The organism is Variovorax sp. OK212, from assembly GCF_900112425.1.
Classification (GTDB): domain Bacteria; phylum Pseudomonadota; class Gammaproteobacteria; order Burkholderiales; family Burkholderiaceae_C; genus Variovorax.
In genome coordinates, this window is the sequence record NZ_FOLP01000002.1 from 407891 (window position 1) to 420937 (window position 13047).

The following is a 13047-nucleotide window of genomic DNA, read 5'->3' on the forward strand; positions in this document are numbered from 1 at the left end:
TCCTCGGGCGGTCAAAGCGCGCGCTGCCGCACGGTGGCGACGGCCGCGAACGCGATGGACAGCAGCAGCCCCGCGCACAGCACGGCCAGGCTGCGCGCCTGGTGGCGCAGCGCCCATGCCGCGCGCGGCGGGTGGTAGTCGAACGGCGGCACGGAGGCCCACAGGCCCGGCGCGGCCTGGTAGGCGAAATGCCGGTCGCCCATGGGGTCGGCATGCGCCACGAGGTCTTCGCTCATCAGGTCCTGGATGTGGCGGCGGTGCAGCTCGGCCGCGGTGGTGAAGCTGCGGTGGTGCGCGAAGTCGGTGCCCGCCATGCCCATCGAGAAGCTGCGGATCGCGAGCAGCGGCATCAGCAGGCCGCTCCACTCCTGCACCTTCTGCTGCTGCTCCCACGTGTCCCACAAGCGGCCGTAGTGGCGGTCGTACACGGGGTACGAGGCCTGGTCGTCCAGTCGCAGCGCAATGCCCCACTTGCTCAGCGGCACGTCGCGGCCCCAGCGCTCGGTGGTGCCGAAGTTCTTCTGCCAGGTCCGGTCGGACACGGCCTTGAGCTCCGCGCCCAGCGCCTGGTTGAACTGCAGCCGCGTCGGGCTCGGGAACCATGCGCGCGACAGCTCGGACAGCACGCGCGGCGCCATCACGGCCTGCGCGATCCACAGCGCCAGCAGCAGGGTGATCGCCATGCGCGAGGTCGACGAGGCGGCCGACACGCCGAGCACCAGGAACACGAAGATGCCGAGGTACACCGCGTAGCCGAGCGACCATGCGCCAAAGCGCAGCAGCGCGTCGATGCGCTCGCCCTCGCCCGCCCCGGCGGTCACCGCAACGGCGGCGACGACGGCCGCCGGCAACAGCAGCACGCCGAGCGAGCCCGCGAGCGCCAGCGCCTTGCCGGCCAGCAGCCGCAGCGGGGACACGCCCAGGCTCAGCGTCTGGCGCAGGATGCCCTGCTCGCGCTCGCCCGCGAAGGCGTTGAAGCCCAGCACGATCACCAGCAGCGGCCCGAGCACCTGCAGGATCCAGCCGACCGACAGGTTGCCGAAGCGCTGCAGGCCGGTGGCGTCCTGCGCGGCGTTGAACTTCACCTCGCTCTGGCGGTGCGCCTGCAGCCACACGGTGCTGCCGATGAAGGGGTTGATGCCCGAGTCGATCATGGCCAGCGCCGCCTCGGGCTTGAAGGCATGCATGCCCTGGTGCGCGGCGTCGTGCGGGTGGCGGCGGTCCTGGTGCAGCCAGTCGCGGTAGTCCATGGCCTGCGCGGCCTGCTGCTCGGCGCGCGCGTCGCGCTGGTGCGCCCAGCCGACGGCCAGCGCCGTGAGCAGCAGCACCACGACCAGTCCGCCGGCCCAGTAGAGGCGCCCGTCGCGCAGGCGTTCGAGAAATTCGCGTCTTGCGATCCAGCCTTGCAGCATGTCAGCCCCTCATGTGTTGCAGGTAGAGCGACTGCAGGTCGGTGCGCGCGATCTGCGCTTCGCCGTCCAGGCTCTCGACGAGCCGGCCGCGCTTCATGATCCCGACGCGCGTGGCCGTCTGCTGCGCGTGGAACAGGTCGTGCGTGGTGGTGAGCACGGCCACGCCGTTGTCGGCCGCGCGGCGCAGCAGGTCGGAAAACTCGGCGGCGGCGTGCGGGTCGAGCCCCGAGGTGGGTTCGTCGAGCAGCAGCGCCTTGGCCTGCTTGGCCAGCGCCACCGCGATCCACACCTTCTGACGCATGCCCTTCGAGTACGCCGACACGCGCTTGTCGGCCGCGGCGTGGTCGAGCCCCACCTCGGTCATCAGCGCGAGCAGGCGCTCGCGCGGCAGCTCATGGCCCAGCGCCAGGCCCGCGAAGAAGCGCAGGTTCTCCAGCCCCGACAGCGTGCCGTACAGCGTGACCTGCTCGGGGATGTACGCCACGTCCTGCTTGGTGGCCACCGGGTGGCGCGTGACGTCGGTGCCGTTGATCTCGACCGTGCCGGCACTCGGCGCGATGAAGTTCAGGAACAGGTTGATGGTGGTCGTCTTGCCCGCGCCGTTGGCACCCAGCAGGCAGTAGATGTCGCCGGCGCGGATGTCGAGGTCGAGGCGGTCGAGCGCGGTGTGCGCGCCGTACTGTTTGGTGAGGCCGATGGCTCGGAGCATGGAGAAGACCCAGGTTAAAAAAAAGGCGCGCGCAGGCTCGCGCCGGCGCGGGTGCGCCGTGGCGTTCGTTCGGTGGTGGTGAGGTCGAAAAAAGCCGGCGCTGTGCGTGGGAACGCGCGCCGGCCGGCGCTTCGGCTCAGCGCTTGTTCTTGTTCTTCGCGCCGCCCTGGCGCGCCTTGAAGCGCGGGTTCGACTTGCACATGACGCAGGTGCGGCCGCGCCGCGTCACCAGCTGGCAGTCGCGGTGGCGCTTCTTGGCTTCCTTGAGCGAGGAAAGGACTTGCATGGCTGTACACGGGCCTCGGAGTTTCGGGACCCGCGACTATACGTTATTGAGAATTCATTCTCAATAAGATCGACATGAAGGCCGACAGGCTGCTGGCCGTGCGCTTTCGGCGGCCGACGGGGTGCCGGCCGCGCTGGTTCCTCAATGCGCCTTCGAGGAACTCCGCTTCGGCGCTGCATCGGCGCAGGTTGCGCACAGGCCGTGCAGCGTCACCTCGTGGCTCTTCACCTGGAAGCCCTTGGGCACGAGGTCGGTCATCGGGCCCGGGCAGGCGTGCAGCAGGAACACCTGGCCGCAGCTCGCGCAATGGAAGTAGTGATGGTGGTGGTCGGCCTCGTGTCCGTCGTGCTTGGACTGCCTGTGCCCGTCCGCCTGCGTGGCGGGCTTGCAGGTCACCTCGTAGCGCGCCGGCTCGCCCGGCAGCTCGACCTTGGCGATCTCGCCGTCCGCCAGCAGCAGCGACACCTGCCGGTACACGGTCGACAGGCTGATCTCGGGCACGATCTCGCGCGCATGCGCCAGGATTTCCGGGGCGGTCAGGACGCGACCGGTGTCGCTGAAAGCAGAGAAAACGGCGTTGCGTTGGCGCGTGAGACGTTGCATTTTTCGATGATAGTGGGCTGCCCCGAAGCGGGTCAGCCGATGGTGCTGACAACCTTGCCGGCAGCGTCCTTGATGGTCGTCTGCTGGACCTGCCAGCGCACGTTGTCCAGGCTGTCGAGCGTGTAGGTGCCCGCCAGCGGCTTCAGCGCGCGGGCCAGTTCGCGCACGGCGTCGTCGCTCAGGCGCAGCGTGAGGCTGCCCTCGCCTTCTTCGCCCTCGCTCACGCCGTTGGCGTCGGCGCGTTCGAAAAGCACCGAGCTCTCGCGCCCGGCCAGCCGGAAGCCGCGCCCGAACGGCAGGCGCAGCGGCAGCAGCGTGGCGAGTTCGCCGACCTGCCGCGCGCCGAGCGTGATCTCGGTGATGGGCGAACGCAGCAGCCGCTTGTGCACCTTCCAGCCCAGCACGTCGGTGAACAGGTAGCCGCTGGAGGAACCGTCGCGCTGCGCGCCGGCGTCCACCTGCGCGCGCACTTCGGCGTCGTCGAGCAGCGAGGGCCGCGCCAGGTCGGTCACCCACAGCGGCATCTTCGGCAGCAGCGCGTCGAGCAGCTGGCGTGTCTGCCACTGCTTGGCGGCGCGCTCCTCGTCGACCGTGAGGCCGACCACCTGGAGGAAGCTCATGCGGCCGTTGGGCGTGTCGATGGCCGGCAGCTCGGGGTCGAAAGCGAAGCCCATGGAGCAGATCAGCGTGTCGCGCTCCAGCGCGATGGGGCCGTTGGCGGTCATCCAGTGGCCGTCGTCGAACACGTTGCCGCTCTTGAACACATAGCGCGCGAGGTTCTGCAGAAAGTTGACGGCCCAGGCGGGCGGCTCGGCATCGGCGGGTTCGTCGGGCGCGCAGGCCAGGCGGAAGGTCAACTCGAAGCCGTAGCCGCTGGTGTCCGCGTCGTCCGACTCCTTGGCGTACAGCTCGCTGAGCCCGTAGGTCACGAAATGCCAGTGCGGCACGGGCGCCATGCGCTTCCACGCGCTCACGCCGTCGAGCGGGTCGGGGCCGCCGAGCATCCACTTGACGAGCGTGCCGTAGTGCTTTGGTTCTTGTCCGGGGTACAGGCGGTCGAGCGCGGCGCCGATGGCATCCCAGCCCGGGGAAAGGTCTTCGTCGGCATCGGTGTCGGCGCTGGCTCCGGGCAGGTCTGGCGTGGCTTCGGTCATGCGGCTCCTGGCAATGTTGCGATGTATTGGGCAATGAAATGAACGCGCGAGCCTACACGCCGCGAATGTCCTTCCTTGTGCGCCATGTCCTCAGGCGGGCGTCAGGCCCGCATGGCATCCTCGGGAGCCCGATCGACTGCTTACCCATGGGAGAAAAGAACGTGAGACGGATCCATCGGCGAGGCGCACTGGCCTTCTCGGCCGCCTGCGCGGCCTCCGCCCTGCTCGCTGCCTCGGGCTGCGGGCAACGCAGCACACCCGCATCCTCGGCGGCTTCGGCGGCTTCTTCGGCTTCGACCACCCCCGAAGCCGCCGCGCCGCCCGCCCCCGGCAGCATTGCCATCACGCAGGACGACATCGACTGGTTCCGCCGCAGCACGGCCGAATGGATTCCCTGCGAATCGGGCGCGCCCGCCATCGTTCCGCCCGACCTGTCGCTCGAGCAGTTCGGCGACGCGCTCGACGGCGGCGGCTCGACGGCCTCGCCGGTGTTCGACCGCTTCGTGAAGGTCACCGCCGCCTTCTTCCTGCACGCCAGCTTCGCACCCGGCCACTACGGCTTCCTGCCGCCGTTCGCCAGGCGCGACGCCTTCGACGTGAGCGCCGAGCACATCCGGCTGCTGCAGCACGCGAACTGGCGCACCTTCATGATCGACTGCAAGCGCCCCTACGGCGACTTCACGCACTACCAGATCGACATGGCCGACATCCTGGGCCTGAAGGTCACGAAGGACGCGAAGGGCTACGCGCAGATCGGCGCCGATGCCGAGAAGCGCATGGACGCCCTGCATGCCGACATGCTCTACGCGCTGCAGGCCTACATCCGCTTCGCGCGGCTGGGGCCGGGGCGCTACGTGGTGCCCGAGCGCGGGCTGTCGCAGACCGTGGGGCGCCCGCTGTGCCGGCCGGTGTCGGCCACGCGCATCGCGATGTACCAGCGGGCGCTGGGGGCGGCCGGGCCGCACCCGGATTCGCGGCGCACCGCGGCGCTGAACGAGGCCGCGGCGGCGCTGTTCGCGCTGGACTGAAGCGCGGGCCTGCTCAGGCTGCGCCGGCGTCCTCTGCGGGCTCACCTGCCGGCTTGCCATCCGACTTGCTGCCCGGCTTCTTCTTGCGCGCGGCCTTCTTCGCCGCGCGCTCGGCGTCGGCACGCTGCCCGTCGGCCAGCCACTGCGCGAACTCTTCGGGCGTCTCGAGCGTCACGCGCCCGAGGTTGCCCGCGCGGAACTCGTGCATGACGATTTCGGCCGCCTTCTGCAGGTTGACCTTGCCCTTGCCCAGCAGCGCGCCGCGCTTGCGGCCGATGGTGTCGAGCAGGTCCTCGTCCTTCATGCCGGCCATGGTCTGGGCGTCGAGCTCCACCAGCTTGAAGCGCGCCGCAATGCCGGCGACGTAGTTGGACTTGAGGTAGTCGAGCAGCTCGAGCGCCACTTCTTCCTCGTCGAAGGCGTTGCGGCCCACCGCGCCGCTGGCGGCCAGGTTGTAGCCGCTCTTGGGCACGATGATGCGCGGCCACAGCATGCCGGGCGTGTCCCACAGGTAGAAGTCGTCGGCCAGCGTGATGCGCTGCTCGAGCTTGGTGATGCCGGCCTCGTCGCCGGTCTTGGCCTTGCGCCCGCCGATGAGCGTGTTGATCAGCGTGGACTTGCCCACGTTCGGAATGCCGCAGATCAGCACGCGCATCGGCTTGGCCATGCCGCCGCGGTTGGGCGAGAGCTGGTGGCAGCCCTTCACGAGCTGCTGGGCGGGCGTGGTCAGGCTGGCGTCCAGGCCGATGGCGCGCGTGTCGGGCTGCGCGTTGTAGTGCGCGAGCCAGCGCGCGGTGCGCTCGGGGTCGGCCAGGTCCTGCTTGTTGAGCACCTTCAGCGTCGGGCGGCCGGCCGTGAGCTCGGCCAGCATCGGGTTGGCGCTGGAGCCGGGCAGGCGCGCGTCGAGCAGCTCGATGACCACGTCGATGTCCTTCACCCGCTCGGTGATGGCCTTCTGGGTCGAATACATGTGACCGGGGAACCACTGGATCGCCATCGGTGGGTGCTCTTTCTGCTCTTGCGCTGTCTGGGGAATCGGGGGCGGCCTCGCGGTGAGGCCGGGTGCGCATTGTGGCCCCGCTACCTGAACAGGACCTGCGCGCTACGTTTTCGATAGCTGGAAGCGGGCATTCTGCCTTTGTTCGCGGCCGCTTCGATCCTAGAATCCGCGCGCTGCCCGCGCAGCCATTCCAATAAACATTCGAGGGGAAATCCATGTCCAAGCGCCTTGCCGCTGCCGCCCTGCTGGCAGTCACCGCCGTGTCCGCCACCGTCGCCCATGCCCAGCGGCCCACGCCGCCGGCCGGCCCCCTGATCAACGGCTACCTGTGCTGCAACATGCGCACCTACGGCAGCTCGATCAGCGACATCAACTACGACGAGCAGGGCACGCGCATCGTGGCGGTGGGCACGCCGGCGCGCATCACGGCGTACGACTTCCGCTGGTTCGACGCCGACCTCGCGGGCAAGCCGCAGCGCATCAAGAACGACTACAGCCGCAACATCACGTTGCCCGCGTTCGCACAACGCTACGTGGTCACCGAAGACCCGAAGCAGAAGATGGCGGCGTTCGCGCCCGCGGTGCGCGAGGCCATCCTCGCCGTGAAGGTGATGCCCGGCATGACGCGCGAACAGGTGCTGATGGCCATCGGCTACCCCGTGGCCAGCGAGAACCCGAGCCTGGACGCGCCCGTGTGGCGCTACTGGCGCGACAGCTGGTCGGAGTTCCAGGTGAGCTTCGACGACAAGGGTCTCGTGAAGACCGTGGTGGGCGACCCGGTGGCGCTGAGCCGCGTGCTCGCCGCACCAGCCCAGCCTTAAGTTCTCGCGCATTGCGCCCGTGTTGCACACAGGCGCAATCCCCTAGAAGCTTTTGCATCGCGAAGGGGCATTCCGCACGGTATCGCCCCTATCATTTGACCGAGTGCGGCGCCCGAGCGTCGGTCGAATCGACAACCCTTTGATGGAGTGACCCGCGATGAAACCCGTCTCCGAACTGCTCAAGCGCCATGATTCCGCAGCATGGCGCACCTCCCCCGACACCAGCGTGTTCGACGCGCTGTCCACGCTGGCGCGCTTCGAGGTGGGCGCGCTGATGGTGATGGACGGAGACAGGCTCGTGGGCTTTCTCTCGGAGCGCGACTACACCCGCAAGGTGGCGCTGCAGGGCAAGAACTCCAAGGAAGTGAAGGTGCGCGAGATCATGACGCCCGACGTCATGACCGTCACCCCGCAGACCCGCACGCGCGCCTGCATGACGCTCATGAGCCAGCGCAAGTTCCGCCACCTGCCGGTGGTCGACGGCGACAAGGTGGTGGGCATGATCTCCATCCAGGACCTGATGGACGACATCATCTCGGACCACGAGGCCACCATCGAGCAGTTGACCACGTACATCCAGAGCTGAGCAAATCCGCCGCATTGCGGACCCTGCCCGGCGCATGGGTAGGGAATAGACCTACGCGCACCCGCACCCTTGTGGGCGCACAGTGGGCTTTCGTTCATCCATCCAGCAGGGACATTGCATGCAGATTCAGGTCAACACGAGCAACGGCATCACCAACAAGGACGCGCTGGAGCGTTGGGCCGACACCGAGATCAAGCAGCACCTGAGCCGTTTCGTCGAGGACGTGACACGCGTCGAGGTGCACCTGAGCGACGAGAACCACGACAAGACCGGCAGCGGCGACAAGTGCTGCGTGATGGAAGCACGCCTCGCGCACCACCAGCCCCTGGCCGTCACGCAACATGCCAGCAGCCTCGACGAGGCCTTCCGCGGCGCCGCCGAAAAACTCAAGCGCCTGCTCGACAACACGCTGGGGCGCCTGCACAACCACCGCGACCGCGGCTCGATCCGCACCGACCCGAGCTTCATCGCCGAGTAACCCTCGGGGCCCGCACGCCGCGCTTGCGCTTAGGCGCTTCGAGCGCGGGTGCTTCGGGCGCCTGTCGATGGGAACCCCCACCGGAATCAACGGCGGCCGGTGCCCGCTGGCCAGCCACTCATCGTAGAAACCGATCTTGCGGTCGACCAGCGACAGCGCCGTGTATTCGCGCATCTCGGCCATCGACACGATCGTGCTCATGGCTCGATTTCCTTCGGTTGAATGACCCGCGAGCCCCGATCGGGCCTGCGGTGGATTCATTGGAAATGCTCGAGTGCACTCGAGGTCAAGCGAGGTCGAGCTGCCCTGAACCCGGGCCGCGCGGGGTCAGCCGCGCTTGGCGTTCGCCATGGCCTTGCCGACCTCGTTGGTGCCCTGCGCCGCGCCGCTTTGCGGCACCGTTTCGCCTTCGCGCGAGGTCACCTCGGCCAGCCGGGCCGCCAGCTGCTCGGGCGCATCGGGGCCGATGCCCAGCCAGGCGCCCTGCGTCATCGTGATGTGCGCGGCCTCGAAGGTGCCGGCACCGGCGCAGAGGATGGTGCGGTTGGGCGCGTCCTGCGCGGCCAGCACCAGCATCGCGGGCACCACGGCCTCGGGCTTGAGCGCGTCCAGCACTTCTTGCGGCATCAGGCCTTCGGTCATGCGGGTGGCCGCGGTGGGCGCCAGGCAGTTCACGCGGATGTCGTTCTTCGCGCCTTCCAGGCTCAGCGTCTGCATCAGGCCCACCAGCGCCAGCTTGGCCGCGCCGTAGTTGCTCTGGCCGAAGTTGCCGTACAGGCCGGACGAAGACGTGGTCATCACGATGCGGCCGTACTTCTGCTCGTTCATGAGCGCCCAGACCGCCTTGGTGCAGTTGACGGCGCCCATCAGGTGCACGTCGACCACCAGCTTGAAGTCGGCCAGTTCCATCTTGGCGAAGCTCTTGTCGCGCAGGATGCCGGCGTTGTTGATCAGGATGTCCACGCGGCCCCAGGCGTCCACCGCCTGCTTGACCATGGCCTGCACCGCCTCGAAGTCGGTCACCGAGGCGCCATTGGCCATGGCCTCGCCGCCGGCCGCCTTGATCTCGTCGACCACCGCCTGCGCGGCGCTCACCGAGCCGCCGGAGCCGGAGCCGTCGCGTGCGCCGCCCAGGTCGTTGACCACCACCTTAGCGCCGCGCGCGGCCAGGGCCAGCGCATGCTGGCGGCCCAGGCCGCCGCCCGCGCCGGTCACGATGGCCACGCGGCCCTTGAAGTCGATGCTGCTGTTGCTGCTCATGTCTCTCTGTCGCTTTCCTAGGGAGTTGCCGTTGTTTCGTTGCCGCCGGGGCGGCAGCGTGGCGTTTTAACCCAGAAAGGGGACCGTGCGCAGTCCTCCGCGCGGGGGACAAGTCGCGGGCGCGTCAGCCGCGGTGCATCGGCGGCTCGGCAGCGATGCGGCGGCGGTATGGCGGCGGTGTGGCCGCAGTACGGCCGCGGTATGGCCGCGGTACGCCAGCTATCGGCCGTGGGCGGCGCGCACCTGCTCGCAGTACGCCACCAGCTGGTCGAGCTCGGCCGACTTGTCGAAGAACGCGTCGGCACCCAGTTGCTGCGAACGCTCGCGCATGTCGGCCGTGGCGTAGTTGCTCAGCACGATCACCTTCTGCTTCGGCGAGCGGTTGCGGCAGGCGTGGATCACGCCCAAGCCGTTGCCGCGCTTGAGGAACAGGTCGACGATCGTCAGGTCCCAGTCGTTGGAATGCAGCCGCAGCCAGGTGATGGCCTCTTCCTCGGTGCTGGCCGAGGCCACGACCTGCGCGTCAGCCACGTCCTCCAGGAAACCCACCAGGTTCTCCCGGATCACCGGACTGTCTTCGACGAGGTAGGCCTTGAATGTCATGGTTGCCATCGTCGCCCCGCACCGCGGGCGTGCGGTGGGCGATGCGGGTCAATGCCTGTAGGCCATCGGCCCCCGCGCCTGTCGTCACGCAAAAGTGCGTGACCGGCGGTGCGGCGCGAAGGCCGAACGAAAGTCCTAAGCCGCCAACAGGCAGGAAGCGAGCCGCCTCAGGCAGCGACAGCCATGCGGCCGCGCGCCATGCCCAGGCGTGCGGGCGACACGTACTGCTCGCGGTAGATCTCGAAGGGCATGGTGTCGGCCGCCTCGATGCGCTTCTGCTCCTGGATGGACTCGGCCGTCATCTGCTCGAACTCGGCCTGCTGCGCGGGCGAGAACGGCAGCGCGAGCAACCCGGCGCGCGTCTGCTCCGAGCGCTCGCGCACGAAGCCGACGAAGGAGTTGCCGTGCTCCTGCTCGATGGCGGCGAGCACGCGCGCCGAAGGCAGGCTGTCGGGGTTGCGCAGCGCGGCCAGGGCGGCCTGCACGGCGTCGGCGTGCAGCGTGCCGCTGCCCTGCGCGGCGTCGAGCGCCACGGCAATGGGCAGGCACTGCTCGACCAGCTCGGTGCCCCAGTCGGCCAGCGCCACTTCGCGCCCGCCGCGCAGCAGCTGCAGCCCCGGCTCGCGGCCGCGCGCGGCCGTGAGGTGCTGGTTCTGCGCCAGCTCGGCGATTTCCTGCGGCGTGTCGTCGGCGCTGTCACTGAGCAGGCAATGCAGCAGGAACACGTCGATGAAGCGCATGGTCTGCGCGTTGATGCCCACGGGCTCGAAGGGGTCGAGGTCCATCAGGCGCACCTCGACGTACTCGACGCCGCGCTCGCGCAGCGCATGCAGCGGGCGCTCGCCGGGGTTGATCACGCGCTTGGGGCGGATGGTGCCGTAGAACTCGTTCTCGATCTGCAGCAGGCTGGTGGCCAGCTGGTTGTAGTCGCCGCCGAGGTTGCGGATGCCGATGGCCTCGTAGGCCGGCCACGGGCGCGTGAGCGCGTCCTGCAGCGAGGCGCCGTAGCCGTCCAGGCTGTTGTAGCTCACGGCCAGCGAGGCCTGCGCCTCGCTCTGGTAGCCCAGGGGGCCCATGCGCAGCGAGGTGCCGTGCGGCATGAACATGCTGCCGTCGCCCAGCGGCTGCAGCTCGTGCGGTCGGCTCGCCACGAAGCTCGAACACAGCGCCGGCGAGGCGCCGAACAGGTACAGCAGCAGGAAGGCGTGGCGGCGGAAGTTGCGGATCAGCGCAAAGTACTGCTCGCTCGACACCTCGGGCAACGACCAGTTGTAGTGAATGCCCGAGATGGTCTGCATGCGGCGGCCATAGCGGTGGCTCAGGCCCATGCGGTACACGCTCTTGGCGCGGCCCACGTTCGACGAGCCATAGCGGCCGATCGGAATGGTCTCGTCGGTCGGCAGGCCGCAGGGCATGCTCGACACCCAGAGGCGCTCGTCGCCCAGCGCGTCGAGCACGCGGTAGGTGAACTGGTGCACCTGCGTGAGCTCTTCCAGTGCCGATTCGACGCTGGCGTGCACGCCCGTGATGAGTTCGAGCTGCGATTCGCTGAAGTCGGTCGTGATGTGCGGATGCGTGAGCGCGGCGCCCAGGGCGAGCGGGTGCGGCGTCAGCGCGAGCTTGCCGTCGGGCAGCGCGCGCAGGCTTTCCTTCTCGATGCCGCGGCGCATGGCTTTCAGTCGTGCGGCTGAAAGTGCACCCAACCTCTCCTGCAATCTGTTGCTCATATTGTTATGACCCATCAATCTTCTGAGGGGCTGGAAGGTAGCACGGGCGCGCGGGCACTGCTTGCGCAGGGAATCCCGGCCTTCGCTATTCTGTCCAGTGCTATTTTTTTGATAGCTACTTGCATAGAGTGCATGCGCGTGAGCGCTACAAATCGCTTGCGAAATTCAGGCTTTGGCGCGGCCCGCCGACAGGTCGATCTCTTCCGACTGGTAGACGTGGATCTCCGGCATGCCGTCGGCCATGGCCGCCAGCGCCTTGCCGAACGCACGAGAGGCTTCCACGCGAAAGTGCAGCTGCAGCGCGGCCATGTCGCTCCATCGCTCCACGAATGTCAGGCGCAGCGGCTGCTGCGCGTCGGTGCTGACTTCGTGCGAGATGCAGCCGGGCTCGGCGCGCGAGCGCAGCACGTGCTCCACGCTGATGGCCAGCATCGCCTGCAGCGTGTCGGGCTTTGCCAGGGCGTGTCCGATGACCAGAATCATTTTCTTGTCTCCTTCAGTTTCCAGCGGCCCGGCGGCGAATCAGCCGAGCACCCGCAGCAGGAAGCGGTTGAGGTCCGCGATTTCTTCCATGCACACCGAGTGCGCCATCGTGTATTCGTGCCACTCCACCGGATGCCCCAGCGTGGCCAGCGCGTCGCGCGAGCGCTGGGCCGCGGCCAGCGGCACCACCGGGTCCTGCCGGCCATGGGCCAGGAACACCGGGGTCTCGTGGTTGGCCGCATGCCGCTCGGCCGCCGTGGTGGCGGCAATGGGCAGGTAGCCCGACAGCCCGACGATGCCGGCCAGGCGCTCGGTGTGGCGCAGCCCCGTCATGAGCGCCATGGCGCAGCCTTGCGAGAAACCGGCCACCACGATGCGGCCGGCGGCGATGCCACGGGCCTTCTCGCTGGCGATCAGCGCCTCGATGGTGGCCTGCGAACGGCGCAGGCCGGCCTCGTCTTCCTGCGCGGCCAGGTCGGGCACGGCAATGTCGTACCAGGCGGGCATCTGGTAGCCGCCGTTGATGGTGACGGGGATCACGGGCGCGTTGGGGAACATGAAGCGCACCGGGCCCACGGACGACAGGTCGAGCTCGTTGGCGATCGGCACGAAGTCGTTGCCGTCGGCGCCCAGGCCGTGCATGACGATCACCGTGGCGGTGGGGTTCGGGGCGGTTTCGAGCTCGATGGGGGCGTTGGCGGCAAGGGACATGGTCGGGCAAAGGTATTCAGGAACGCGGATGGCCAGACCTTAGCGCATTCGGGGCCTGCCAGAGGCAAGGAAACGGCCGGTTGGCTGACTTGCACATGGTTGCGCCATGCCCAACATGGGCCGAGAACACCCCTGCGGCTACCCCGACAAATACCCCGACGAACCAAGGAATCAAGGAAACCCCGC

General features: G+C 68.5%; 15 protein-coding genes. 4 read left to right on the top strand and 11 right to left on the bottom strand.

Annotation, left to right across the window (positions count from 1 at the left end; all coding sequences use genetic code 11):
* Positions 1-11 precede the first annotated feature (11 nt).
* From BM004_RS08470 to BM004_RS08490, 5 genes are all read right to left on the bottom strand, one after another.
* A complete protein-coding gene (locus tag BM004_RS08470) occupies positions 12-1412 on the bottom strand; it encodes an ABC transporter permease subunit (RefSeq protein WP_177206429.1) in 1401 nt (466 codons plus the stop codon).
* Position 1413: 1 nt separating this feature from the next.
* Entirely contained in the window at positions 1414-2121 is a 708-nt protein-coding gene (locus BM004_RS08475) for an ABC transporter ATP-binding protein (protein WP_093128389.1), read from the bottom strand.
* Between the two features lie 136 nt (positions 2122-2257).
* Positions 2258-2407, bottom strand: a complete 150-nt coding sequence (gene ykgO, locus BM004_RS08480) for a type B 50S ribosomal protein L36 (RefSeq protein WP_093212546.1) — start codon at positions 2405-2407, stop codon at positions 2258-2260.
* 141 nt (positions 2408-2548) lie between these two features.
* Positions 2549-3010, bottom strand: coding sequence for a Fur family transcriptional regulator (locus tag BM004_RS08485; protein ID WP_093128386.1), 462 nt, complete (start codon positions 3008-3010; stop codon positions 2549-2551).
* A 32-nt stretch (positions 3011-3042) separates the two neighbouring features.
* A complete protein-coding gene (locus BM004_RS08490) occupies positions 3043-4164 on the bottom strand; it encodes a suppressor of fused domain protein (protein WP_093212548.1) in 1122 nt (373 codons plus the stop codon).
* A gap of 161 nt (positions 4165-4325) precedes the next feature.
* Between BM004_RS08490 and BM004_RS41365 the strand changes: the two genes are divergently transcribed.
* Entirely contained in the window at positions 4326-5192 is an 867-nt protein-coding gene (locus BM004_RS41365; RefSeq protein ID WP_177206432.1) for a hypothetical protein, read from the top strand.
* 13 nt (positions 5193-5205) lie between these two features.
* On the opposite strand, the gene ylqF is transcribed toward BM004_RS41365, so the two are convergent.
* Positions 5206-6189 carry a ribosome biogenesis GTPase YlqF gene (gene ylqF, locus BM004_RS08500; protein ID WP_093212552.1) on the bottom strand — a complete coding sequence of 328 codons (984 nt, stop codon included), beginning with the start codon at positions 6187-6189 and terminating at the stop codon, positions 5206-5208.
* A 218-nt stretch (positions 6190-6407) separates the two neighbouring features.
* Between ylqF and BM004_RS08505 the strand changes: the two genes are divergently transcribed.
* The 3 genes from BM004_RS08505 to BM004_RS08515 all read left to right on the top strand — a co-directional run bounded on the left by BM004_RS08505 (position 6408) and on the right by BM004_RS08515 (position 8077).
* Positions 6408-7013, top strand: a complete 606-nt coding sequence (locus BM004_RS08505) for a cell envelope protein SmpA (protein WP_093212554.1) — start codon at positions 6408-6410, stop codon at positions 7011-7013.
* Positions 7014-7170: 157 nt separating this feature from the next.
* A complete protein-coding gene (locus tag BM004_RS08510; protein WP_093128378.1) occupies positions 7171-7599 on the top strand; it encodes a CBS domain-containing protein in 429 nt (142 codons plus the stop codon).
* A 118-nt stretch (positions 7600-7717) separates the two neighbouring features.
* A complete protein-coding gene (locus tag BM004_RS08515) occupies positions 7718-8077 on the top strand; it encodes an HPF/RaiA family ribosome-associated protein (protein ID WP_093128377.1) in 360 nt (119 codons plus the stop codon).
* Between the two features lie 327 nt (positions 8078-8404).
* Here the strand turns inward: BM004_RS08515 and BM004_RS08520 are convergent, their stop codons facing one another.
* From BM004_RS08520 to BM004_RS08540, 5 genes are all read right to left on the bottom strand, one after another.
* Positions 8405-9337, bottom strand: a complete 933-nt coding sequence (locus BM004_RS08520; protein ID WP_093212556.1) for an SDR family NAD(P)-dependent oxidoreductase — start codon at positions 9335-9337, stop codon at positions 8405-8407.
* Positions 9338-9556: 219 nt separating this feature from the next.
* Positions 9557-9940 (bottom strand): response regulator, encoded by a 384-nt coding sequence (locus tag BM004_RS08525; RefSeq protein ID WP_093128372.1) that lies wholly within the window; start codon positions 9938-9940, stop codon positions 9557-9559.
* Positions 9941-10107: 167 nt separating this feature from the next.
* Entirely contained in the window at positions 10108-11667 is a 1560-nt protein-coding gene (gshA, locus tag BM004_RS08530) for a glutamate--cysteine ligase (RefSeq protein WP_093212558.1), read from the bottom strand.
* 165 nt (positions 11668-11832) lie between these two features.
* A complete protein-coding gene (locus tag BM004_RS08535; RefSeq protein WP_093128369.1) occupies positions 11833-12150 on the bottom strand; it encodes a putative quinol monooxygenase in 318 nt (105 codons plus the stop codon).
* 39 nt (positions 12151-12189) lie between these two features.
* Positions 12190-12861, bottom strand: a complete 672-nt coding sequence (locus BM004_RS08540; protein WP_093212560.1) for an alpha/beta hydrolase — start codon at positions 12859-12861, stop codon at positions 12190-12192.
* Between the last annotated feature and the right edge of the window lie 186 nt (positions 12862-13047).